Below are 23256 nucleotides of genomic sequence, written 5' to 3'. Positions count from 1 at the left end.
CCATTCATTCGCGGCATGCGCTGAAAGCAGGTGTGGATTTATTCTGCGGCGCGACGATCGATCGGTAGTAGAAGCGACTGTCTACGCTCATGATTGGGAATGTAGCGGGCAAGTCATCACGATCGATGACTTGGAAACCCTGTTTTTCATAGAAGCGTTGCGCAGCCAGAAACTGGGTGGTGGTGCCTAGAAACACCGTATGTACGCCGTGCGTACGGCTCCACTCGTACAAGGTGTCGAGCAATTGTTGGGCAACGCCATGCTGGGCCCCGCGAAAGGGTTTGGCCACGAACATCTTGCGCAACGCCGCCTGACCATGACCCATATCAAGCAAGGCGATGCTGCCGATTACTGCGTCGTCGGCTACTGCCAACCAGAACTGGCCGCTGCCACGTTGATAAAAACCGGTGATATCGAGCAGATCTGGCTGCGCCTCCAGAGTGATTGGAATCCCGAATTCAGCCTGTTGAATCGGCAGGATCAATTCGGTCAGGGCGGCTTGGTACTTTTCATGAAAGGGAACGATCTCGATCATGCATACCTCCAATAAGGCAGAGCAGACGCCAGCGATGCAAAGCGGGAAATATCAAAGAAATATCAAAAAAGAAAATAGCGTTGCGCCATCGGCAACACCTCGGCCGGTTCGCACCACAGGCGTTCGCCATCGGCGGTCACCACGTAAGTTTGCGGATCGACCTGGATATCCGGTGTCGCGGCGTTGTGGATCATGTCGGCGTTGCCGATCGTGCGGCAGTGGCGCACGGCGACCAAATTTTTCTGCAGCCCCAGACGCTCGCCCAAACCATCGTCAATAGCGGCCTGCGAAACGAAGGTCAGCGAACTCTGCGTCAGGCTGCGCCCGAACGCACCGAACATCGGCCGGTAATGCACCGGCTGCGGCGTGGGGATCGAGGCATTCGGATCGCCCATCGGCGCCGCGGCAATGCTGCCGCCCTTGAGGATCAGCGCGGGTTTTACGCCGAAGAAAGCGGGCTTCCACAGCACCAGGTCGGCCCACTTGCCGACTTCGACCGATCCGACCTCGTGGCTGATGCCATGGGTGATCGCCGGATTGATGGTGACCTTGGCCAGGTAGCGTTTCACCCGGCCGTTGTCGTGTCGCGCCGGATCGCCAGCGAGCGAACCGCGTTGCACTTTCATTTTGTGCGCGGTCTGGAAGGTTCGCAGGATGACTTCGCCGACACGGCCCATCGCCTGGGAGTCGGAGCTGATCATCGAGAACGCACCCAGATCGTGCAGGATGTCTTCCGCCGCAATCGTTTCGCGGCGAATGCGGCTCTCGGCGAATGCCACGTCCTCGGCAATGCCTGGGTCGAGGTGATGGCAGACCATCAGCATGTCCAGGTGTTCGTCCAGCGTGTTGACGGTGAACGGCCGGGTGGGATTGGTCGAGCTGGGCAGCACGTTGGGCAGCGAGGCCGCCTTGATGATGTCCGGCGCATGCCCGCCGCCGGCGCCCTCGGTGTGATACGTGTGGATGGTGCGACCCTTGAACGCGGCCAGCGTCACTTCGACAAAGCCCGATTCATTGAGCGTGTCGGTATGGATGGCCACCTGTGTGTCGGTGGCATCGGCCACGCGCAGCGCGCAGTCGATCGCCGCAGGCGTGGTGCCCCAGTCCTCATGCAGCTTCAGGCCGATCGCGCCGGCGACGATTTGTTCGTGCAGTGCTTCGGGCAGGCTGGCGTTGCCCTTGCCGAGAAAGCCGAGATTCATCGGAAACGCCTCGGCCGCTTCGAGCATCCGCTGCATGTGCCACGGTCCGGGCGTGCAGGTGGTGGCATTCGTTCCCGTCGCGGGTCCGGTGCCGCCGCCGAGCATGGTGGTGACGCCGGACATCAGCGCCTCCTCGATCTGCTGTGGGGCGATGAAATGGATATGGCTGTCGATCGCACCGGCAGTAAGGATCAGGCCTTCGCCGGCGATGATCTCGGTGCCTGGTCCGATCACGATGGTCACGCCGGGCTGGATGTCGGGATTGCCGGCCTTGCCGATGCCGCTGATGCGCCCGTGTTTGAGGCCGACATCCGCTTTTACGATGCCCCAGTGATCGACGATCAGCGCATTGGTGATCACCGTGTCGGCGCAGTCGGTGGTCTGTCGCTGGCTCTGGCCCATGCCGTCGCGGATCACCTTGCCGCCGCCGAACTTCACTTCTTCGCCGTAGGTCGTGAAATCCTTTTCCACCTCGATGATCAGGTCGGTGTCGGCCAGCCGCACGCGGTCGCCGGTGGTGGGACCGAACATTTCGGCGTAGGCGCGGCGACTGAGCGTGGTCATTCCTGCATATCCATCAGAGCGGCCCCATGACATCACCGTTGAAACCGTAGACCACACGGTCACCGGCCAGCGCGACCAGGATGACCTCGCGTGACTGCCCGGGTTCGAAACGCACCGCGGTACCGGCGGCGATATCGAGCCGGAAACCACGCGCGGCGGTGCGGTCGAAATGCAGCGCGGTATTGGTTTCGGCGAAGTGGTAGTGCGAGCCGATCTGGATCGGCCGGTCGCCGGTGTTGGCCACTGTGAGGGTGAGCGTTTCGCGGCCGACGTTGAGCGCGATCTCGCCCTCGTCGATCAGGTATTCGCCGGGGATCTTTAGGCCTTGAGTCATGGCGCTGGGGTTCATGTGGTCTCCCGCGTCGGCGGCAGCGAATGGATGTTGACAGCAAAGGCAGGATGACGGGAGAACGTGCGGCGCATGACGATCCTCGAAGTTTGCGGTTAGCTCAGCCGATCGGGTCGTGCACGGTCACCAGCTTGGTGCCATCGGGAAAGGTGGCTTCGACCTGGATGTCCGGGATCAGCTCGGCAATGCCGTCCATCACGTCGTCGCGAGCGAGTAGGGTGGTGCCGTAGTGCATCAACTCGGCGACGCTGCGGCCGTCGCGCGCGCCTTCCATGATCGCTGCGCTGATAAACGCCACCGCCTCGGGATAGTTGAGCTTGAGCCCGCGCGCCTTGCGCCGTTCGGCCAGCAGGCCGGCGGTGAAGATCAGCAGCTTGTCCTTTTCGCGGGGTGTCAGTTCCATACGGCTCTCATGTCCAATCGCTTTCGTGATGTCAAATCAGGTGAACGATGTCAGGTAGACCAGATGCGCGGTCGCTGCGATGGCATGGCCGCTGTCCATGGTCTCAAGGTATGCCACAACGCTTCGAATAATTCACGCACCGTGTGACCGCTGGCGCCGAGTGCGCGAATCACGAGTAACTCCGCGGGAGCGGCAAGCCAGGTGATGCCACAGGGCAGGTCGAATCGGGTCGCCGTGGCGCGCGCGGCGGCCAGCGCCTCGACGTGGTTGGCCGATAGCCGTGGCGAACACGCCCAGGCCGTGGCAAAGACGTTGTGGCCCGCCAGCCGCAGTAATGAATCGCGCAGCGGATCATCGGCCGCCAGATGGGCCTGTTCCAACCAGACCGGATGATCGTCACGAAGCAGCGCGAGACGCTGTTGCCAGAAGCCGTGCTTCCATCGTTCACCCGCAGCCAACCTCCCGAGTTGCACGATGTCCCAGCCGAACATCGCCGCCCGCGGTGCCAGGTTGATCTCGCACTGCTGAACAACTTGCGCGCCGTCGAACAGGATCGACTCCTGTGGCAACCACTCAAGGCAGGCGTCGTCAGCGATGGTCAGGTGTAGCGACTGTTGCGCCGGTGCGGCGTGGCCTGCGCGATACCATTTGGCTGCGCCCGGCGTGGTGAGCAGGGCATGCGCACCACGTTCCATCTGGACGTCTATTTCAAGCTTGTCGCCACCGGCGATACCGCCGGGTGGATGCAGCAGCAGTGCGTGGCAGCAGCCAGGGCCTTCCGGGTACAGCATGCGTTGCACGCGCAGCGGTCCGCGATGGCTGCGATGTACGGCTTGAGTAGCGGTATCGCGACGGGCAAAGCGCAGTTCCAGTCGTGCCGACCACGCGCCCGCTGACGAAGCCTGCAGACTGGCTTCGATGTCGGGTACGTGATCTGGCATCGAGCGGTAGGACAACGAAGAAATCCCTGCACGAAAGTGGTGAAACGGTCAGCCCGACGTTAGCAGACCTTTCAGTCGGTATAGCGCCTCCAGCGCCTCGCGCGGCGTCAGCGCATCGGGATCGATATCGGCCATGGCACGGTCGAGCGCCGAGGGCTCTGGCACGGCTGGTGCAGATGTACCGAAAAGACCCAGCTGTGGTGAATGGGCGGAGCTACGCTTCTTGCGTGACGGATCGTGATCGGCGCCACCACGCTCCAGTTCCGCCAGCGTACGCCGCGCATCGGCAATCACGGATTTCGGCAGGCCGGCCAGGGCAGCCACCTGCAGGCCGAAGCTGCGGTTGGCAGGGCCATCCTTCACTGCGTGCATGAAGACCAGTTGTTCGCCCAGCTTCTTATCGTGAAATTCCACGGCGTCCAGATGCACGTTGGCGATGGACGTGTATTCGCCGGCCAGCTCGGTCAGCTCGAAATAATGGGTGGCGAACAGCGTGTAGGCGCGGCTGCTCGCGGCCAGGTGCACGGCTGCCGCGCGCGCCAACGACAGGCCGTCGTAGGTGCTGGTGCCGCGACCGACTTCGTCCATCAGCACCAGACTGTGCTCGGTGGCGTTGTGCAGGATGTTGGCCGTTTCGCTCATTTCCACCATGAAGGTGGATTGTCCGCGCGACAGGTCGTCGCCCGCACCGATGCGGGTGAAGATGCGGTCGATCGGGCCGATCACCGCCTGCTTGGCCGGCACATAGCTGCCGATGTGGGCGAGCAGCACGATCAGCGCGTTCTGGCGCATATAGGTCGATTTGCCGCCCATGTTCGGGCCGGTGATCACCAGCATGCGGCGACCGCCGCGACCTGCCACGTCATCAAGAATCAGGTCGTTCGGCTCGAACGGCTCGTCGCGAACCTTTTCCACCACCGGATGACGGCCACGCTCGATCGCTATGCCGGGTTCGTCGGTGAGTTCGGGCGCGCTCCAGTCCAGCGCTTCGGCGCGTTCGGCCAACGTGGCCAGTACGTCGAGTTCAGCCATCGCGGTGGCGGCGGATTTCAGCGGTTCGAGCTGTCCGGTGAGTGTGTCGAGCAGCGCTTCGTACAGGGCACGCTCACGCATGAGTGAGCGCTCTTTCGCGGAGAGCACCTTGTCCTCGAAATTTTTCAGCTCTTCGGTAATGTAGCGTTCGGCGTTTTTGGTGGTCTGCCGACGCGTGTAATGCGTCGGCGCCTTGTCGGCCTGCGCCTTGGTGATCTCGATGTAGTAACCATGCACGCGGTTGTAACCGACCTTCAGCGTGGTGATACCACTGGCGGCTTTTTCGCGCTCTTCGAGTTCAACCAGGTACTGATCGGCATGCGTCGACAGCCGGCGAAGTTCGTCCAGTTCCCCGTCGTAGCCGTCGGCAATGACGCCGCCGTCGCGCTGCAATACGGGTGGCTGCGCGACCACGGCGCGCGCCAGCAAGTCGGCGATGTCGGCATGGTCGCCGATGCGCTCCGCGAGGGAACCCAGCAAGGGCGACGCTTCTCGAGGAGTGCGGCCATGGATGGCCGCTTCTTGATCTTCGCGCTCATGGATGAGCGCACTAATACTAGGCGCAGCCGCCAGCCCGTCGCGCAACGTGGAAAGGTCGCGTGGCCGCGCCGAGCGCAGCGCCACGCGGGCGAGAATGCGTTCCAGATCGCCGATGCCACGCAGCTGCTCGCGCAGCGATTCGTAACGGCGAGCGTCGATCAAGGTGCCGATGGCCTGGTGGCGAAGGCGTAGTACGTCGCGCGAGCGCAGCGGTCGGTTGAGCCAGCGGCGCAGCAGACGCGCACCCATCGGCGTCACCGTTTCATCGAGCACACCCAGCAGCGTGTGCTCGGTGCGGCCACTGGGGTGTGTATCGATTTCCAGATTGCGCCGCGTGGCGGCATCCATCGCAATCGTCTCGCTGGCGCTTTCCACCGCCATGCCCGAGAGATGCGGCAGCGCACTTTTCTGGGTTTCCTCGACATAGCCGAGCAGGCAGCCTGCGGCGGCGATGGCCAACGGCAAATCCCGTGCGCCGAAGCCGCCGAGGTCGCGCGTGCCGAAAAAGCGGTTGAGTTCGCGCGTGGCCGTGTCGATATCGAAATGCCATGGCGGCCGCTTGCGCAAGCCGGGCAGGCCGCTGACGAATTTCGGCCAGGCGATGTTTTCGTCGACCAGCGTCTCGGCGGGTTGCAATCGCGCCAGTTCGGCCGCCAGCGCTTCGGCGTTGGGCACTTCGCTGAGCAGAAAGCGGCCGCTGGTCAGATCGACCCAGGCCAGCCCGTAGTTGTCGCGTGTACCGCCGGCGATCGCCAGCAGCAGATTGTCCCGACGTTCCTCCAGCAGTGCGGCGTCGGTTACCGTGCCGGGTGTGACGATGCGCACCACCTTGCGCTCGACGATGCCCTTGGCTAGCGCCGGATCGCCGATCTGCTCACAGATCGCCACCGATTCGCCCAACCGCACCAGTCGCGCCAGATAATTTTCCGCCGCGTGGTAGGGCACGCCAGCCATCGGAATCGGCGCGCCGCCCGACTGTCCCCGCTGAGTCAGGGTGATATCCAGCAGCCGCGCCGCCTTGCGCGCATCGTCGAAAAAAAGCTCGTAGAAATCGCCCATTCGGAAAAACAGCAGCACATCCGGATGCGCCGCCTTGGCACCCAGATACTGGCGCATGAACGGGGTGTGCTGTGAAAGATCGTCTTGGGTCATGCGGTGCAGGTCTTGGCGTGGTCGTGTCGAACGGAGCGGGCGGCGGTTTTGCGCGTGAAGCAAAACGGATTCAAGTCCATCAGTTTCGCATGGAGCTGTTCTTCGTTCCTACCCATGCTGGCGTTGGCGTCTATTGCCAATCACGGACTTTCAAGGGCTGAAAACCAGCACCAGGAAGACCGCGAAGAGCGACAGGTGAACCGCCCCTTCCAGCATCGTGGTGCGCGAGCCTGAAAAAGTCAGTCCGCTCAGAATCAGGGTGGCCGCCAGCAGCACGATGCTCGCGGGAGGTAGGCCCAGAACGACTTTCTGCCCGGTAATCAGCCCGATGATCAGCACCGCGGGAACCGTCAACCCTACCGTCGAAGTCGCCCCGCCCAGGCAAAGATTGATCGCTCGCGTCAGCTGGTTTCTGCGGATGGCGATCAGCGCGGAAATACCTTCCGGTGTGAACACCAGCATGGCAATCACCACGCCACCCAGGGCTGGGGGCGCACCCATCGCGGCGATGCCGTGATCCAGCACCTTGGCCAGGCTTTTGGAGAGAATGACGATAGGCAGAATATTGACCAGCAGCATGACCACGTGTCCGATCAGCTTGCGCCTGGAAAGCGGTGGCGATACAGCCTGAGCCTCGATGACGACGGGCTCGTCGCTATTGGCAGGCTCCACAAAAAACCCCTTGTGTCGGCCTGTCTGCAGCCATAAAAAGATGCCGTAGAGACCAATCGTCAACGCCGAAAAAGCTGTCGCTTGCAGCGAAGTGAGCGTGCTGTCGGACGTGGATGCAGTGAACTTCGGCAGCACCAGCGCAATCGTCGACAGCGGTATGACCACCGCCAGGTAAGCCGACGCGCCCTGCAGGTTGTAGGACTGTTCGTGATGGCGTGCACCGCCGATCAACAGCCCCAGCCCGACCACACCGTTCAGCACGATCATCAGCACGGCGAACATCGTGTCGCGCGCCAGCGTGGAGGCATCCTGCGCACTGATCATCACGGCGGAGATCAGCGCCACCTCGATCAGCACGATCGACAAGGTGAGGATCAAGGTGCCGAACGGCTCGCCCAGCATCTCAGCCAGTTCCTCAGCCTCGTGTACCACGCCGAAAGCCACCCAGATGATCACCAGGAACAGCCATGCGAACAGGCCTATGCTCACTGCTGGACTGGCCAGTGCGCTCATCCAGCCTGCGCCGAACACCAGAAACAGGGCGACGGAAAGCCAGGCGATGGTCGGGCGAATGAAAACTTTCATGGTGTTGCTCCGGACGACGATGGGAATCCATGCCCAAGGGGCGGCGGAATGATGCCGTCGAGTTTATGCGATAGATGCGCTGCGAGCTCTCGCCTTGCGTGATATTCCATTGCACGGGTCAAACACGATGTGCCGAAGGGCGCTGTGAGACGCCATGGCATAATTCGCGCCTCTGTGCAGATCGAGTTCAACGATGGCGAGTTCAGCGATGGATTTTTCCGATAGGCATCTGAATGAGCTGGCCCAGGAAGTGGCAGCCATCGTGATGGCGCACAAGCTGATGCTGGTAACCGCCGAGTCGTGCACCGGCGGCTGGATCGCCAAGACGCTGACTGATCTGCCGGGCAGCTCGACCTGGTTCGACACGGGCGTGGTGACCTATAGCTACCAGGCCAAGGAATCCCTGTTGGGGGTCAATCCGCGCACGCTGGAGCGCACCGGCGCGGTCAGCGAGGAAACTGTACTGGAAATGGTCTCCGGCGCGCTGGCCCGCTTCGGTGCGGGCGTGGCGGTGGCGGTGACCGGTATCGCCGGGCCATCCGGCGGCACGGTGGAAAAACCGGTCGGCACGGTCTGGATCAGCTGGAAGCGGCGTGGCGGCTACGGTCGCGCGCAGTTGTTCCACTTTCCAGGCGACCGCGAGGCCGTGCGACGGCAGACCGTGGCCGCCGCGCTCATCGGTTTGCGCAAAACCCTGACGGATTAAAGCGACGCAGCCCGCCTGATCAGCTTGACCGGTATGGGATACTTCGACGGTAGCGAATCGATATTCGCGTGATCGCAGCCCGTGAGACCCGCTCCGGGCATGATGCTACCCAGTTCTCAGACAAACCTTTCAGCCCAACCGGAATTCAAGACGATGGATGACAACAAGCGCAAGGCACTGACCTCCGCCCTAGGCCAGATCGAAAAGCAGTTCGGCAAGGGCGCGATCATGCGCATGGGCGATCGCGTCAACGAGGCCATTGAAACCGTGTCCACCGGCTCGCTGGGCCTGGATATTGCCCTCGGCGTCGGTGGCCTGCCGCGCGGCCGCGTGGTCGAAATCTACGGACCGGAGTCGTCGGGTAAAACCACCATGACCCTGCAGGCCATCGCCAGCTGCCAGCGCGCCGGTGGTACCGCTGCCTTTATCGACGCCGAGCACGCGCTCGACCCGACCTACGCCGAAAAGCTGGGCGTCAAGGTCGACGACCTGCTGGTATCGCAGCCGGATACCGGCGAGCAGGCGCTGGAAATCGCCGACATGCTGGTGCGCTCGGGCGCGGTCGACATGGTGGTGGTCGACTCGGTCGCCGCACTGACGCCCAAGGCGGAAATCGAGGGCGAGATGGGCGACTCCCACGTCGGCCTGCACGCTCGCCTGATGAGCCAGGCGCTGCGCAAGCTCACCGCCAACATCAAGAAGTCCGGCACGCTGGTGATCTTCATCAACCAGATCCGCATGAAGATCGGCGTGATGTTCGGTAGCCCGGAAACCACCACCGGCGGTAACGCGCTGAAGTTCTATGCTTCAGTGCGCCTGGATATCCGCCGCATCGGCGCGGTGAAGCGCGGTGACGAGATCATCGGTTCGGAAACCCGCGTCAAGGTCGTCAAGAACAAGGTGGCGCCGCCGTTCCGTCAGGCCGAGTTCGAAATCCTCTACGGCGAAGGCACCTCGCGCGAAGGCGAGATCATCGAGCTTGGCGTGGCACAGAACCTGATCGACAAGTCCGGTGCCTGGTACAGCTACAAGGGCGACCGCATCGGCCAGGGCAAGGAAAACGTGCGCCAGTTCTTGCGCGATAATCCCGCCATGACCAACGAAATCGATACCTTGCTGCGTGAGCGGTTGCTGGTGCCGGTCGGCAAGCCGGCGCCGGTCATTGCCGAAGACGCGCTGGAAGAGGTCTGATCCGTGGCGGAGCGTCGGCTGCGCATTCTGCTGGTCGGCGCTTCCGGCACGCTGGGTCGGGCGGTGGCCGCGGAGCTGGCACAGCGGCATGAGGTGATCGGCGCGGGTCGACATTCGGGAGAGTTGCGCATGGATCTCACGGACGTCGACAGTATCCGTCTTGGACTCAACCAGGCCGGTGTGCTGGATGCGGTGGTCTGTGCGGCCGGTCAAGTGACATTTGCGCCGCTGGCGGATTTTTTGCCAGCGGCGTACGGGAATTCACTGCACACGCTGGGCATTGCCGACAAGCTGCTCGGGCAGGTAAACCTTGCACTGGCGGCGCGCGAACATCTGCGTGATGGTGGCTCGATCACCTTGACTACCGGTATCACCAGCGAGCAGCCAATCGTGCAGGGCAGTTCGGCCAGCATGATCAACGGTGCAGTGGAAAGCTTCGTGCGGGCAGCGGCGATCGAGCTGCCACGCGGCCTGCGCATTAACGTAGTGAGCCCGAACGTGCTGACCGAGGCAATGGGTGCCTATGCGCCGTACTTTCGCGGTTTCGAACCGGTGCCGGCAGCACGCGCTGCGCTGGCCTTCAGTCGCAGCGTCGAGGGTGCGCAGACCGGCCAGATCTACAAGGTTTTTTGAACTGGCGGTCGACTTCCGCATCCGATATCCATGAAACGCCGTCCCGGCTCCGATGATCCCGCCAAGCCCAAGCGCAGTGCCTATGACAAGGCGCTGGGCCTGTTGGCGCGGCGCGAGCATTCGAAGCGCGAGCTGAAAACCAAATTGCGTCAGGGCGGCTACGAAGGCGAGGAAACCACCGAGGCGATTGATCGCCTCGGTGAGCAGCAATATCAAGACGACGACCGCTTCGGCGAAGTGCTGCTGCGCAGCCGTATTGCCCAGGGTTATGGTCCGATGCGGCTGCGCGTGGAGCTCAAGAGTCACGGGCTCAGCGATGCCCGGATCCGTGAATTGTTGAACGACGCCGAGGTCGACTGGGTCGCTTCGGCCTCATCCCAATTGCGCCGCCGCTACGGCAGTGTGGGCGTATCCGACCCTACTGAACGTGCCAAACGGGCGCAGTTCCTCTTGCGCCGGGGCTTTGACGGCTCCACAGTACGGAGTGTTACCCACGCCGACGTGGACGAAGCCGCCGACGACAGCCCCTGAGATCCATCATCCAGCGATGGTGCAGGGGTTCATCGCGTGGTTCGACCGGGGCGTGGCCTCCTGACCGATGGCTATTACGATCCGCATGAAAACCTCCGAAATCCGCTCGACCTTTCTCGACTACTTTCGCTCCAAGGGTCACACCATCGTGCCGTCCAGCTCGCTGGTGCCAGCCAGCGACCCGACGCTGCTGTTCACCAACTCGGGCATGGTGCAGTTCAAGAACGTGTTTCTCGGCAGCGAGAAGCCTGGTTATGTGCGTGCGGCCGACGTGCAGCGTTGCCTGCGTGCCGGCGGCAAGCACAACGATCTGGATGCCGTGGGTTATACCGCGCGCCACCACACATTCTTCGAGATGCTGGGCAACTGGTCGTTCGGCGACTATTTCAAGCGCGACGCGATCCATTACGCGTGGGAGCTGCTGACCGGTGTGTTCAAGCTGCCGGCCGACAAGCTGTGGGTCACTGTCTATCAAACCGACGACGAGGCCTTCGATATCTGGAACACGCAGATCGGCGTACCGGCCGAGCGCATTGTGCGCATTGATGACAATAAAGGCGCACCGTTCGCGTCGGACAACTTCTGGCAGATGGCCGACACCGGCCCGTGTGGTCCGTGCACGGAAATCTTTTTCGATCACGGCGCCGATATCGCTGGTGGCCCGCCCGGTTCTCCGGATGAAGACGGCGATCGCTACATCGAAATTTGGAACCTGGTGTTCATGCAGTTCGATCGCGCGCCTGACGGCACGCTGAGCCCGCTGCCAGCGCCTTGTGTGGATACCGGCATGGGCCTGGAGCGTCTGGCTGCCGTGCTGCAGCACGTGCACTCCAACTACGAGATCGACCTGTTCGCGCATCTGATCGCTGAAGCCGGCAAATTCACCGGCACCAGCGACCTGGGCAACAAGTCGTTGCGTGTGATCGCCGATCACATCCGTGCCTGTTCGTTCCTGATCGTTGATGGTGTGCTGCCGTCCAACGAAGGCCGTGGCTATGTGCTGCGCCGGATCATCCGTCGCGCGCTGCGCCATGGCTGGATGCTTGGCGTGCGTGGCGATTTCTTCTGGAAGATGGTGCAGCCGCTGGTCGAGGAAATGGGCGAGGCGTATCCCGAGCTTGCCGCGAAACAGGCATTTGTCGAGGACGCCTTGCGCACCGAGGAACAGCGCTTTGGCGAAACGCTGGAACATGGCATGCGCGTGTTCGACGATGTGGCGGGTAAATCCGGCAAAACCATCCCTGGCGCCGACGCGTTTCGTCTCTATGACACCTACGGTTTTCCGGTCGACCTCACCGCCGACATCGCGCGTGAGCGCGGCCTGGAAGTGGACATGGAGGGCTTCGACAAGGCCATGAACGAGCAGCGCGAGCGAGCCCGCGCTGCCGGTCGTTTCGAGGCCAAGGGCCTCATGCCGGCAGATATGGCGAGCCAGCTGAAGCCCACGGTCTTTCTCGGCTATGACGCCTTGTACAGCGAGGCCAGCAAGGTCGTCGGCATCGTCCGTGACGGCAAGCAGGTCAGCGAGCTTGGCGAGGGTGAGGAGGGCTTGCTGATTCTCGATCGCACACCGTTCTATGCCGAGTCAGGCGGGCAGGTGGGCGATACCGGGGAGCTGATCAATACCGCCGGCCGGCTCGATGTGCGCGATACGCTGAAGATGGGCGGCGTGTTCTTTGGTCACGCTGGCCGCTGGCACGGCGCACAGCCCCTGCGTACCGGTGATGTGGTCGAGGCCAGCGTCAATGCAGTACGTCGTCAATCGATCGTGCTCAATCATTCGGCCACCCATCTGCTGCACGCGGCCTTGCGCAAGGTGTTGGGCGATCACGTCACCCAGAAAGGTTCGCTCGTCGCGGCTGAGCGCCTGCGCTTTGACTTCTCGCACTTCAAGCCGATGAGCCGCGAGGAACTGGCTACGGTCGAGGCGATGGTGAATGCCGAAGTGCGCCGTAACGCCGCCGCCGAAATCCATAACATGGCTTATGACGAGGCAATCGAGTTTGGTGCCATGGCCCTGTTCGGCGAGAAATACGGTGCCGAAGTGCGCGTGCTGAAGATGGGCGATTTTTCCACCGAATTATGCGGCGGTACGCATGTCAGCCGCACCGGTGACATTGGCCTGTTCAAGATCGTCAGCGAGGCCGGCGTGGCTTCTGGCGTGCGTCGTATCGAAGCGGTGACTGGCGATGGCGCCTTGGCCTACGTGACGGATGAAGAGCGTCGCCTCGGTGAACTGTCGCACCTGCTTTCGAGCAGCGGTGACGATGCGATCGAAAAATTGCGGCAGATTTTCGATCGCCAGAAAAAGCTCGAGCGCGAGCTGGAGTCGTTGCGCAGCAAGTCGGCTGGCTCGGCCATCGCGGATCTTGCCGGTACGGCTCAGGACGTTGATGGCATCAAGGTGGTTGCGGCACGGCTGGAAGGTCTCGACGCCAAGTCGTTGCGCGACGGTGTCGATCAACTCAAGCAGCAGCTCGGCGACTGCGTGGTGTTGCTAGCGGGCGCGGCCGATGGACGCGTATCGCTGATTGCCGGTGTGCATGGCAATGCGCTGGGCAGGATCAAGGCTGGTAGTGTCGTTGCCCATATTGCTGGGCAGATTGACGGCAAGGGTGGCGGTCGGCCGGACATGGCGCAAGGCGGCGGTTCGGATACGCCCCAGTTGCCTGCACTCCTGGCCGCCTTGCCTGCGTGGATTTCGAGCCAGTAAGCCGGCGCTGAGTTGCGGCGTGCCGCGCTCCTTGTCATCGTTCAGACGCATTGCGCGGGGGGGCGGCGCTCGGCTAGTATCAACGCAATGTGTACGCTGCCGGGGCAACGGTAGAGTCACCAGTCATGACAGCTAACCAGTGTCAGGGCTGTGAGCCGGGAAGGCGGAAGGGCCTTCGATGGATCAATCGTCGAACTGTGGATGGATGGAGGCTCAGGGGTGAGGCGCCCTCAATCCACAGGCCCATGACCAAACATTTATGGAGTTACAACCATGTTGATTCTGACCCGCAGGGTCGGCGAAACCCTGATGATCGGCGACGAGGTGACCGTCACCGTTCTGGGCGTCAAGGGCAATCAGGTGCGCATAGGCATCAATGCCCCCAAGACCGTCGCAGTGCATCGCGAAGAAATCTATCAGCGCATCAAAGGCGAAAACGGAACAGATAGCGCATCTGACGAAGCCGCCGAGAGCTGATTGACGATCAAAGCTTTACCTTGATCGCACCGATCGGTATCCTTGCCGGCTCTGCAGCAATGCGGAGAAATTTGGAGAGATGCCCGAGTGGCCGAAGGGGCTCCCCTGCTAAGGGAGTATAGGGTCAAAAGCCTTATCGAGGGTTCGAATCCCTCTCTCTCCGCCAAACAGTCTAAGGGTCAGAGAATCATTCTCTGACCCTTAGTTTTTTTGGTGCCCCAACTTTGCGAACCAGCCTTGTTTTGGAGAAAAGCGGGCTGCCCCTGAATTCCAGTAATTGGTAAAGAATTGCAAAGTGCGGGGCCCGCCAATTGGCACTCCAGATTGGTTTCGAGCGCATTTGGCGCGAACTGCGTTGCCGGTGGAACTTACTGATCCGGTCTCTGTGTCCTGTCTGATCCCCATGGATCAGATGCCACCGGCTGCTGCTGTACGGCCGTCAGCTGAGCTGCCGCAGGCGGGCTTCAGCAAGCGTGCGAATCCAAGCCAGAGCGTCAAGGATCCGAGCGCAATGGCTCCGAGTAAAAGAAACGCCGCGCGATAGCCGAACATCTGTGCGATCAGGCCGCCCAGCGCCGGGCTCAACGCTGCGCCGAGTCCCTGCACGGTCATTACCGCGCCTTGGCCGACGTTGACGTGGCCGGTACCTTGCATGAGGCGCGCGACCAGCGCAGGAACGGCTACGCTCTGCAGGCCGGCCCCAATGCCATCAAGCGCCTGTACTGGCCACACGCCCCAGCTCTTGATCACCATGGCGGCGATCAGCCCACGCAGCGGCAACGCGAGAAATGTCAGCAGGATCACCCACCAGTGCCCGCGCGTTCGCATCATGCGGATGGCGAACATCGACGTGACCACCATAACCAGTTGAGCCACGACAATCGTTTTGGCGGTAAAAATGGCCGGATTTCCCTCGTGCGCTGCGACGACTGCCAGTCCATACAACGGCAGCATGGCCGCATTGCCCAGATGAAAAAAGGCCAGCGCGCCGGCCAGGATCAGCAGTGGCCGATTGGTGAAAAGCACGCTGAAACCGGAGGCTTTATCGCCATCCTCGTCGTCGCCTTCCAGTCCTCGTGCATGGCGATTGTTGATCGATTTACGTGGAATGAGCAGCACGCTGATGATGGCGAGTACGGCGAACAGGCCGGCCAGGAAAAAGACCGCGGCGAAGCCGAATTTCCAGCCGAGGAAGCCGGACAGGCTTGCGCCGATCACGTTACCCGCGTGATTGGCGACCTGATTGCGGCCAAACTGCCGGTCGAAACCGACCTGACGCACCATGCCTAACGTGATGCCCGCAAGGGCCGGACCCAGGGCGGCGCCGGCCACCGCGGTGGCAATTTGCGAAGCGGCTACCATCGCGTAGGAGGGTGAGAACCAGAGCAGCGCGGAAGCCAGCACGGTGAATATGCTGCTGATGACGACCAGTGCCCGCTTGCTGCGCGATGCATCCACCAGCGCTCCGGCCGGACCGGTGGCGAGCATGCCGGCGATGCCGCCGATGGTCATCACCGAACCGATGGCACCCGTGCCCCAACCTTTGCCCTGCAGGAAAACACCGAGAAACGGACCGATACCGGCCTGTACATCCGCCATGAAAAAATTCAGTGATTCCAGCGCACGCCGGCCAGGAATTTTCTGTGGCGGTTTGGCGCTCACCACTTTTGGTAAAAGGCGTCGAGCGTACCGGGTTCAAAATCGTGATCGCCCGGTATGGCGCGCACGGGTAGTGTGAGATCGCTCAGCATGTCGCCGAAACGACAGTACTGTTCCGCCACGCCATTGTTGGCATTGTCGCCAGGAAGGAAAATGAAACCCACGCTGTCGTTGAGATAGCGGTTCGCTTCACGCACCAATGTTTCCAGGCGGGGAATGCTGATGTACTCGTCCTCATGGCTGACGTGCAGATCACCGCAGTGAGCCCAGGTCAGCAAGGCTTAATCCTCGTCCGTTCGTTGAGCACACGGTGCAGGATCGGATGCGTGGCGCCAGCGAGTCATCGCTCCATGACGTGTGGGCGTATAGATCGTCAGTGGTTCGGTGTCGGTCAACTGCATGGTGTTTCCTCGAAGAGGTCGGCCGTCATCGGCTTGCCGAATCTGCCGGCAAGCTGGCAATCACCTCAAATTGATTTCGAAAACAGCGCTCCCGCGTGACCTCTATGCCACGAGGAGGATCAATTTTCCGTCAGTGGTGAGTCGCATGAACCTTGTTTGGACCTTTCCTGGGTTTCTTCTCGAGGTGCTCGGGCGGCCTGGGTGTGTCGATCAGCGTGGCCGTGTCCTTGCCCATGGCCTTGGCATCGACGACGGTGCCCTGCCTTGTCGTCAGGGCGTGGCCGCGAACGCTCAGAGGTGCGTCGATCACCAGAAGATCAGCGAAGTGCTCGGCACTGTGTGGCGGGAAACGGATCACGGTGCCGTCGTCCAACAGTGCTCCATGGGCATTGCCCTTGGGGCCATGCAGCAGGCGTTGGATCACGCCGCTATGCGTCATCGACTTGGTGGGCACGCCGGACTTGTGCGGCGGTTTGCCTAGCTTCTCGTGTTTCGGGCTGGGGCCATCATCGACGATGTGTTTGCCGTTCGCCGCGTCGATGGCAACGGCGACGATCAAATCGCTGTCGCGCGTTTTCACACCGTATACGGTGAGCTTTGCGCCGGGTTCCAGCTCCTTGAGCAACTGCGCGGAGAGATGGGGTGGCGTGTGGATCTCGGTGCCATCGTTCAGCAGCAGGCCATCGATATCGGCCTTTGGATTGAGGACAAAGCGGTCGAGGGTGCCAACGGTTTTTGGCAGGTAATCGGGATCAAGGTGGCGCATACGGTTCACTCCGTGGGTACGTGGGATAAGGCTCGGGAGGCGCGCTCACGAGAACATCGAAGAGGCGTGGACTCATCCGGCAAAGCCCACTATGGCCTTCGAATTCGCAGGAATTGTGCAGGGAATGCGTACTTAGCCATCACGTCCGCAAACAACGCGTATGGCTGCGCATCGACGCGATACGTTGGCCTCGGCCGACTATGTGCTCCGCTGCCTAATCCTGAGCAACAGTGGAGAATTCCACCGTGCAGGCCGCTGTGGATTCGCAGTGCAGGGTGATTTCGACAGGGGTCATCGCGCTGCCATCGCTATCCTTCGAATCGATGCCCCTGTTACGCGAAAATCGAGGAAACGCGCCACCTGTCACCAGCAGACGAAGGTGATGGCCGCGGGGTACTCGCCACGCCGTGGGAAACGCCTTAAGCACGCTCGTTCGTGGGCTCGCATCAGGTGGCGAAGATGGGCGAAGCCTGGCGTAGCCATCCGTGATGTTTATCGTGCGGCCGCGTGGATCGACATCGCACAGGCAGACAAAGAGATCGTGATGCGGGCGGCTGGCTGATGTCGTCAGGGTAACGATGACATCGCCAATGATCTCTATCGGCTGATCGAGAGTGGGGCCATCGAATGTCAGCACGTCTTTTCGCCTGCTGAGAGAACGCACGTTGCCGCGCCCCTTTGCATTGGCAAGCGTGGGTCCGGCAAGGCTTGGCGTGGGATCGGATGGATCGTAAGTGAACGATCGCACGCCAGGCGTGATGACGCCATCGCTAAGTTGGCCGTCCGCGCTGAGCGCAAGGCGCGTCGCCACGTTATTTCCAGGTGGCCACGTCTTTGCTTCGCGCCATTCGTTCGGCCCGTTGACCCAGAACTTCACGCGATTGAGATCCTGGGTGCGAGCTGGCGGTTTGCCCTTGAGATGGATGTCGAACCACTCCAGCGCATCGCGCAGGCTTTCGCCCATCATGCCGGGACTGCCGTGCGTCCATTGACCGACACTGATGCGCGCCGTGCTTCCCTGTGCGCGCAACAGCCTGAAATCGCGCATCTGGTAGGTGAAGAAAAAATCGGACCAACCGGTGACCATGCTCATCGGTGCCTTGATGCGGTCAATCGTCTTGGTAAAACGGATCGGTTCCCAGAAGACGTCGTCAGGATCGCGCGTTGTCCATTCGCGCCAGAAGTCGATGCGTTTTCCCAGCGCCTTGACGTCCAGCGTCTCGACCGGTAGTTCGTGATAGATGCGATTCAGGGGATCGCCAAACACGCGCTGCTTCAGCGCGTTGCGCAAGCCTTGGCCGCTCTCCTGTTGATCGAGCTTACGTGCCCAGACCAGCAGGTCCTGCAGGCGAAATCCACCGCCGTCGTGGATCGCTTCCTGGAAATCACTTGTCGTTACCACGGTCGAAATCGCGGAGAGGCGGTCGCCTAGTTCGGCGGCGATCGCCCATTGCACCTGGCCCATGTAACTGCCGCCGTGCAGGCCGAGCTTGCCCGAAAACCACGGCTGCTTCTCGATCCATTCCACCGTGTCGATACCGTCGTCGGCTTCCTGGAAAAACGGATTGAACTGACCGCCTGAGCCGAACGTTCCCCGACAGCTTTGAATCACGGCGATATAGCCGCGATTCGCGAAGGCTTGGGCGAGCAGTGCGATAACGCTGTGACGTCCATAGGGTGAGCGCAGCAGCACCGTCGGCTCGCCGGATGGCTTGGCGGGCAGGTAGATATCGCCTAGCAGAGTCACGCCGTCACGCATGGTGAAAGCCACGTCACGATGCCGAACGCTGCGCGAGGTTCGCGGCGGCAGTCTCAGAAGGCGATCAATCAGCATGCGGGTTCTGTGGATTAGCGTTTCGTTCGAGTAGCAGATGTCGATCTGGCAGATCGTGTTGACTGACGCGCCTGCTTGACGGCGTAGGCATAGGTGCCCAGCAATACCTGGCTGCAGTTGTGCACCATTTTCTCCTCCGAGTCACGATAGTCGGACAGCAACCACGCGGTACCCGCATTGATCATGGCGCCGACCAGCGCAAAACCCACGATGCGCTGATCATCGTGATCGCCCAGTGCATCCTGCGTCGCTTTATCGACGAAAGAAATAATCTGCCTGGCAAACTCGAAAATGTTGCGTTGATAAGTGGCGTCGGTTTCCGCGCTGACGCCCATGACTTCAAGCATCAGCACGCGCGCCGCACAGGGATCGCGCAGGAACAAAAAGAACACCCGTAGCCCGGCAGCCACCTTTGCCTCAAGCTTCTCGCCCTGCTTTTGTATCACTTGTTGCAGTGAAGCATGCAGCCGTTGGGCGTGGTGCTCGTAGGTGACGCGCAGCAGATGATCCGCGCTGTCGAACGCGGCGTAGAAATAGCGATCGTTCAACTTGGCTTGCTGGCAGATCGATCTTACGGTCGCCTTGCGAAAGCCCACGGTGCCGAACACCTGGGTGGCCGCCTGGATCAATGCATCGCGTCGTTCGGCGGCCCGATCTTCGTGTGCAATGCCGCCGTAAGCGCGGCCAGTGGCGACGGTCTCTGTCTTTTTCTTCATAAACGCATTTGACAGCAGAAAATACAAAATTTAAAGTGGTGATAAGTAACACCAGAATTTCTTGGCTATTGAGGTAACTGCAATGCGCAACTTCAAAGGCAAGGTCGCCGCGATTACCGGTGCCGCATCCGGCATGGGACGCAGTCTCGCGGTCGAGCTGGCCAAACGAGGTTGCGGGTTGGCACTCAGTGATCGCAACGAAGACGGCCTCAAGCAGACCGCCGCGATGTGCGCCGCTCACACGGTGAAGGTCACCACTCAGACGCTGGACGTGTCCGACCGCGCGGCCGTATTCAGCTGGGCCAAGCAGTCAAATGAAGCACACGGCAAGATCAACCTGATTTTCAACAACGCCGGCGTTGCGCATACGGCGTCGGCCGCTACGGCATCGATTGAAGATTTCGAATGGATCATGGGCATCAATTTCTGGGGGGTGGTGCATGGCACGCAGGCGTTTCTGCCCTACCTGCGCGCCTCCGGCGAAGGCCATGTGATCAACTTGTCCAGCCTGTTCGGCCTGATGGCGATGCCGACGCAAAGCACCTACAACGCCAGCAAGTTTGCCGTGCGTGGTTACACCGAAGCGCTGCGGATGGAGCTGGAACTGGAAGGTGCGCCGGTCAGCGCGACCAGCATCCACCCTGGTGGTGTCGCCACCAATATCGTGAACTCGTCGCGGATCGACCAGCAGATTGTCGATGCGACCGGGCAGGACGAAGAGACGCACCGCCGCCGCGCCAATCGCCTGATCAACGTCACTACGCCTGATGCCGCCGCACTGCAGATCCTCGCCGGCGTCGAACGCAACGCGCGCCGCGTGTTGGTGGGCAAGGATGCGTGGGTACTCGACAAAGTCATACGCCTGCTTGGTTCGGCCTATCAGCTGGTGGTGCTTCGGCGCGCCCGCGAGATGCTTGGCGGTGGCGGCAAAAACAGTACAGACACTCAAAAGGCTGGTTGAAATCTTCGCTTTGCGTATGGACGTCCAAAAGCCGGAAGTACGCCACCATCAGCAATGGACGATCGCATGACATCGATTACCGAATTCAACGCATCCGCCAGCAACGCCTTGCCAGCGACTGCTCAGCATGGTTTCGCGCACGCACAGCCAAACACTGACGTCGACTACGACGTGCTGATCGTCGGAGCAGGCTTGTCCGGTATCGCGGCGGCCTACCATTTGCGTGATCGGCTGCCATCGACGCGCTTTGCCATCTTGGAGAGCAGGTCGAGCCTCGGGGGCACGTGGGACCTGTTCCGCTACCCCGGCATCCGCTCGGACTCGGATATGTACACTTTGGGCTTCAGCTTTCGCCCATGGCAGGGCGACAAGGCCATCGCCGATGGCCAGAGCATTCTGGACTACGTCAAAGATACGACGCGCGAGTTCGGAATCGACAAGACGATACAGTTCGAACACAAGGTGATCGGCGCCGACTGGGATTCATCGCTTGCGCGCTGGAGCGTGCAGGTCGAGCGCAGCGCCGATGGTCACGTCGAACGTCGGCGCTACACTTGCAGCTTTCTCCATATGTGCAGTGGTTATTACGATTACGATCAGGGCCACGCTCCGCAGTGGCCAGGCATGGACCAGTTTGCGGGACAGATCGTGCATCCCCAGCAATGGCCTGCCGGTCTGGCTTATGCGGACAAACGCGTGGTGGTGGTCGGCAGCGGCGCGACAGCGGTGACCCTGGTGCCGACGATGGCCGTTACGGCAAAGCACGTCACCATGCTGCAGCGTTCGCCTACCTATATTTTTGCATTGCCATCACGTGACGTGATTGCCGACAAACTGCGTGGATGGTTTCCATCGACGATCGCACATCGGCTTGTTCGCACCAAGAACGTGTTGCTCAGCATGTATCTCTACAACTATGCGCGCCGCAAACCCGAAGCAGCCAAGAAGGCGATCCTCAAGATGGCGGCCAAGCAGCTCGGTCCCGACTTCGATATCGGCAAACATCTGACGCCGCGATACAAGCCGTGGGATCAGCGGCTGTGTATTGTGCCCAATGGCGATTTGTTCAAGGCGATACGCGCCGGCAAGGCATCGATCGTTACGGATGAAATCGAGTCGTTCACGAGCACCGGGCTGCGCCTGCGCAGCGGTGAGCTGCTGGATGCCGACATTATCGTTACTGCGACAGGCCTGAAGTTGAAGCTACTCGGCGGCGCAAATATCACGGTTGACGGCAGGCCGATAAATCTTGGCGACACCGTGTCGTACAAGGGCATGATGTCCAGCGGCGTGCCGAACCTCGCTTCGACATTTGGTTATACCAACGCTTCATGGACGCTGAAGGCCGAGCTGGTGGCCAAGTATGTTGCGCGTCTGTTGCAGCATATGCAGACGAATGGCTATGACACCTGCGTGCCCGTACTGGACAACCAGGACGTAGGTACGCAGCCGGCGGTTGATCTGACGTCAGGATACATCCAGCGTGCGGCAGCATCGTTGCCAAGGCAGGGCCTGCACAAGCCCTGGATCTATCATCAGAATTACGCGTTTGACCTGGCCGCTTTCCGCTTCGGCAAGCTGGAGGATGGGGCGATGCGTTTCGAGCGGCGTAAAGTGGCCCAGCCCGCGGGTAGTGATGCAGCCTACGTTGCAGAAGAGCAGACCCCGGCAAAAACGAGGGCAAGCTTGTGACCATCGTTCTTTCGATCATCGTTTTGTTGATCATTGTGATTGCCGGGCTCGCGGTCTTTTCTTCCTACGTTGCAAATAAGGTGGAAAAGGCACTGCCGCCGCAGGGCAAGTTTGTCGACATTGGTGGGGATCGCATTCATTACGTCGAGCAGGGCAGTGGACCGGCCATCGTCATCGTGCACGGCCTGGCAGGACAGCTGCTCAACTTTGCCTATTTGCCAATGCAGGAGTTGGCACGCTCGCATCGCGTCATTCTTATCGACCGACCGGGCGCAGGCTATTCGACGCGTGGCGCGCAGTCGTCCGCAGCCATCTTTTCGCAAGCAGCGACCGTGGCTGGCTTTATCGACGCGTTGAAGCTAGACAAGCCCATGCTCGTTGGGCATTCACTGGGCGGTGCGCTTGCGCTGGCCGTTGCATTGAACCATCCGCAGTCCGTGTCGCGACTGGCGTTGATCGCCCCGCTGACGCACGCGGAAACTGACCCACCCGCAGCCTTTCGCGGTCTGGCCATTCCATCGGCGCTGATGCGTCGCGTGATATCGCACACTCTGGCCATACCGCTGTCGATCAAGACAGGGGCCAAGGTGCTGGAAGTCGTGTTTGGGCCGGAACCGGTGCCGAAGGATTTCCGCGTTAAAGGCGGTGGTCTGCTGGGACTGAGGCCGCGCAGCTTCTATGCTGCATCAACCGATATGCTCGCGATCTCCGCTGACATGCCGACAATGGAGCGCCGGTACGCGACACTGCGCCTGCCGATCGATGTGCTGTACGGCCGGCAGGATCGGGTGCTCAACTACCAGCGACACGGCGAGGCGCTCCAGCAGAAAATTCCACACGCCACGCTGAAACTGGTGGACGGTGGTCATATGTTGCCGGTCACTGCACCGGCAATGACGGCCGACTGGCTGCTCGCGATCGCGAACGGGTGAATAAAGGCACCACCACAACATTTGACTCTACCGACGCTGACAATTCGGCATAGGTAGATTGCTCAGCCA

The 23256-nt window shown here is 61.2% G+C and carries 21 protein-coding genes and 1 tRNA gene; 10 read left to right on the top strand and 12 right to left on the bottom strand.

The window, feature by feature from the left end; genetic code table 11:
* Positions 1-4 precede the first annotated feature (4 nt).
* The 7 genes from HDE79_RS07640 to HDE79_RS07610 form a co-directional block, all read right to left on the bottom strand.
* Entirely contained in the window at positions 5-535 is a 531-nt protein-coding gene (locus tag HDE79_RS07640) for a GNAT family N-acetyltransferase (RefSeq protein ID WP_184601347.1), read from the bottom strand.
* 62 nt (positions 536-597) lie between these two features.
* The gene (gene ureC, locus HDE79_RS07635; RefSeq protein ID WP_184601346.1) at positions 598-2301 is read right to left on the bottom strand and encodes an urease subunit alpha; all 1704 of its coding nucleotides are present in this window, start codon (positions 2299-2301) and stop codon (positions 598-600) included.
* Positions 2302-2314: 13 nt separating this feature from the next.
* Positions 2315-2650, bottom strand: coding sequence for an urease subunit beta (locus HDE79_RS07630; RefSeq protein ID WP_343205926.1), 336 nt, complete (start codon positions 2648-2650; stop codon positions 2315-2317).
* A gap of 100 nt (positions 2651-2750) precedes the next feature.
* Positions 2751-3053, bottom strand: a complete 303-nt coding sequence (gene ureA / locus HDE79_RS07625; protein ID WP_184601345.1) for an urease subunit gamma — start codon at positions 3051-3053, stop codon at positions 2751-2753.
* Between the two features lie 50 nt (positions 3054-3103).
* Positions 3104-4009, bottom strand: coding sequence for an urease accessory protein UreD (locus tag HDE79_RS07620; protein ID WP_184601344.1), 906 nt, complete (start codon positions 4007-4009; stop codon positions 3104-3106).
* 33 nt (positions 4010-4042) lie between these two features.
* Positions 4043-6718 carry a DNA mismatch repair protein MutS gene (mutS, locus tag HDE79_RS07615; RefSeq protein WP_184601343.1) on the bottom strand — a complete coding sequence of 892 codons (2676 nt, stop codon included), beginning with the start codon at positions 6716-6718 and terminating at the stop codon, positions 4043-4045.
* 150 nt (positions 6719-6868) lie between these two features.
* Positions 6869-7975, bottom strand: coding sequence for a calcium:proton antiporter (locus HDE79_RS07610; protein ID WP_184601342.1), 1107 nt, complete (start codon positions 7973-7975; stop codon positions 6869-6871).
* Between the two features lie 208 nt (positions 7976-8183).
* On the opposite strand from HDE79_RS07610, the gene HDE79_RS07605 reads away from it, so the two are divergent.
* From HDE79_RS07605 to HDE79_RS07575, 7 genes are all read left to right on the top strand, one after another.
* Positions 8184-8681: a CinA family protein gene (locus tag HDE79_RS07605; protein ID WP_184601341.1), complete on the top strand. Its 498-nt coding sequence runs from the start codon at positions 8184-8186 to the stop codon at positions 8679-8681.
* Positions 8682-8834: 153 nt separating this feature from the next.
* Positions 8835-9872 (top strand): recombinase RecA, encoded by a 1038-nt coding sequence (gene recA, locus HDE79_RS07600; protein WP_184601340.1) that lies wholly within the window; start codon positions 8835-8837, stop codon positions 9870-9872.
* Positions 9873-9890: 18 nt separating this feature from the next.
* Positions 9891-10505, top strand: coding sequence for a short chain dehydrogenase (locus HDE79_RS07595; RefSeq protein ID WP_184601628.1), 615 nt, complete (start codon positions 9891-9893; stop codon positions 10503-10505).
* 30 nt (positions 10506-10535) lie between these two features.
* The gene (locus tag HDE79_RS07590) at positions 10536-11036 is read left to right on the top strand and encodes a regulatory protein RecX (protein WP_184601339.1); all 501 of its coding nucleotides are present in this window, start codon (positions 10536-10538) and stop codon (positions 11034-11036) included.
* Between the two features lie 85 nt (positions 11037-11121).
* Positions 11122-13749: an alanine--tRNA ligase gene (alaS, locus tag HDE79_RS07585; protein WP_184601338.1), complete on the top strand. Its 2628-nt coding sequence runs from the start codon at positions 11122-11124 to the stop codon at positions 13747-13749.
* 273 nt (positions 13750-14022) lie between these two features.
* A complete protein-coding gene (gene csrA, locus HDE79_RS07580; protein ID WP_184601337.1) occupies positions 14023-14226 on the top strand; it encodes a carbon storage regulator CsrA in 204 nt (67 codons plus the stop codon).
* Between the two features lie 73 nt (positions 14227-14299).
* A tRNA-Ser gene (locus HDE79_RS07575) sits at positions 14300-14392 on the top strand.
* A gap of 242 nt (positions 14393-14634) precedes the next feature.
* Here the strand turns inward: HDE79_RS07575 and HDE79_RS07570 are convergent.
* From HDE79_RS07570 to HDE79_RS07550, 5 genes are all read right to left on the bottom strand, one after another.
* Entirely contained in the window at positions 14635-15891 is a 1257-nt protein-coding gene (locus HDE79_RS07570; protein WP_343205925.1) for an MFS transporter, read from the bottom strand.
* Positions 15885-16163 carry a metallophosphoesterase gene (locus tag HDE79_RS07565; protein ID WP_184601336.1) on the bottom strand — a complete coding sequence of 93 codons (279 nt, stop codon included), beginning with the start codon at positions 16161-16163 and terminating at the stop codon, positions 15885-15887. The genes HDE79_RS07570 and HDE79_RS07565 overlap by 7 nt, the downstream gene beginning before the upstream one ends.
* Before the next feature lie 253 nt (positions 16164-16416).
* Positions 16417-17052, bottom strand: coding sequence for a hypothetical protein (locus HDE79_RS07560; RefSeq protein WP_255488325.1), 636 nt, complete (start codon positions 17050-17052; stop codon positions 16417-16419).
* A gap of 214 nt (positions 17053-17266) precedes the next feature.
* Entirely contained in the window at positions 17267-18823 is a 1557-nt protein-coding gene (locus HDE79_RS07555) for a CocE/NonD family hydrolase (RefSeq protein WP_221440078.1), read from the bottom strand.
* 77 nt (positions 18824-18900) lie between these two features.
* A complete protein-coding gene (locus HDE79_RS07550) occupies positions 18901-19602 on the bottom strand; it encodes a TetR/AcrR family transcriptional regulator (protein ID WP_184601334.1) in 702 nt (233 codons plus the stop codon).
* Between the two features lie 82 nt (positions 19603-19684).
* Here HDE79_RS07550 and HDE79_RS07545 point away from each other — a divergent pair, with 82 nt between their 5' ends.
* The 3 genes from HDE79_RS07545 (at position 19685) to HDE79_RS07535 (ending at position 23187) form a co-directional block, all read left to right on the top strand.
* A complete protein-coding gene (locus HDE79_RS07545; protein ID WP_184601333.1) occupies positions 19685-20563 on the top strand; it encodes an SDR family NAD(P)-dependent oxidoreductase in 879 nt (292 codons plus the stop codon).
* Positions 20564-20629: 66 nt separating this feature from the next.
* Positions 20630-22255 (top strand): NAD(P)/FAD-dependent oxidoreductase, encoded by a 1626-nt coding sequence (locus tag HDE79_RS07540; RefSeq protein ID WP_184601332.1) that lies wholly within the window; start codon positions 20630-20632, stop codon positions 22253-22255.
* Positions 22252-23187: an alpha/beta hydrolase gene (locus HDE79_RS07535; protein ID WP_184601331.1), complete on the top strand. Its 936-nt coding sequence runs from the start codon at positions 22252-22254 to the stop codon at positions 23185-23187. The genes HDE79_RS07540 and HDE79_RS07535 overlap by 4 nt, the downstream gene beginning before the upstream one ends.
* Positions 23188-23256 lie beyond the last annotated feature (69 nt).

This window comes from Rhodanobacter sp. MP1X3 (assembly GCF_014207165.1).
Taxonomy (GTDB): Bacteria; Pseudomonadota; Gammaproteobacteria; order Xanthomonadales; family Rhodanobacteraceae; genus Rhodanobacter.
This window is presented reverse-complemented; position numbering and strand designations above follow the sequence as displayed.

What these genes read in the sequence shown, in the direction of transcription:
- HDE79_RS07640 (WP_184601347.1), bottom strand. Translation starts at nt 535, where the DNA reads ATGATCGAGATCGTTCCCTTTCATGAAAAGTACCAAGCCGCCCTGACC.
- HDE79_RS07610 (WP_184601342.1), bottom strand. Translation starts at nt 7,975, where the DNA reads ATGAAAGTTTTCATTCGCCCGACCATCGCCTGGCTTTCCGTCGCCCTG.
- recA (WP_184601340.1), top strand. Translation starts at nt 8,835, where the DNA reads ATGGATGACAACAAGCGCAAGGCACTGACCTCCGCCCTAGGCCAGATC.
- ureA (WP_184601345.1), bottom strand. Translation starts at nt 3,053, where the DNA reads ATGGAACTGACACCCCGCGAAAAGGACAAGCTGCTGATCTTCACCGCC.
- HDE79_RS07560 (WP_255488325.1), bottom strand. Translation starts at nt 17,052, where the DNA reads ATGCGCCACCTTGATCCCGATTACCTGCCAAAAACCGTTGGCACCCTC.
- HDE79_RS07545 (WP_184601333.1), top strand. Translation starts at nt 19,685, where the DNA reads ATGCGCAACTTCAAAGGCAAGGTCGCCGCGATTACCGGTGCCGCATCC.
- HDE79_RS07630 (WP_343205926.1), bottom strand. Translation starts at nt 2,650, where the DNA reads ATGAACCCCAGCGCCATGACTCAAGGCCTAAAGATCCCCGGCGAATAC.
- HDE79_RS07590 (WP_184601339.1), top strand. Translation starts at nt 10,536, where the DNA reads ATGAAACGCCGTCCCGGCTCCGATGATCCCGCCAAGCCCAAGCGCAGT.
- csrA (WP_184601337.1), top strand. Translation starts at nt 14,023, where the DNA reads ATGTTGATTCTGACCCGCAGGGTCGGCGAAACCCTGATGATCGGCGAC.
- mutS (WP_184601343.1), bottom strand. Translation starts at nt 6,718, where the DNA reads ATGACCCAAGACGATCTTTCACAGCACACCCCGTTCATGCGCCAGTAT.
- HDE79_RS07550 (WP_184601334.1), bottom strand. Translation starts at nt 19,602, where the DNA reads ATGAAGAAAAAGACAGAGACCGTCGCCACTGGCCGCGCTTACGGCGGC.
- alaS (WP_184601338.1), top strand. Translation starts at nt 11,122, where the DNA reads ATGAAAACCTCCGAAATCCGCTCGACCTTTCTCGACTACTTTCGCTCC.
- HDE79_RS07540 (WP_184601332.1), top strand. Translation starts at nt 20,630, where the DNA reads ATGACATCGATTACCGAATTCAACGCATCCGCCAGCAACGCCTTGCCA.
- ureC (WP_184601346.1), bottom strand. Translation starts at nt 2,301, where the DNA reads ATGACCACGCTCAGTCGCCGCGCCTACGCCGAAATGTTCGGTCCCACC.
- HDE79_RS07605 (WP_184601341.1), top strand. Translation starts at nt 8,184, where the DNA reads ATGGATTTTTCCGATAGGCATCTGAATGAGCTGGCCCAGGAAGTGGCA.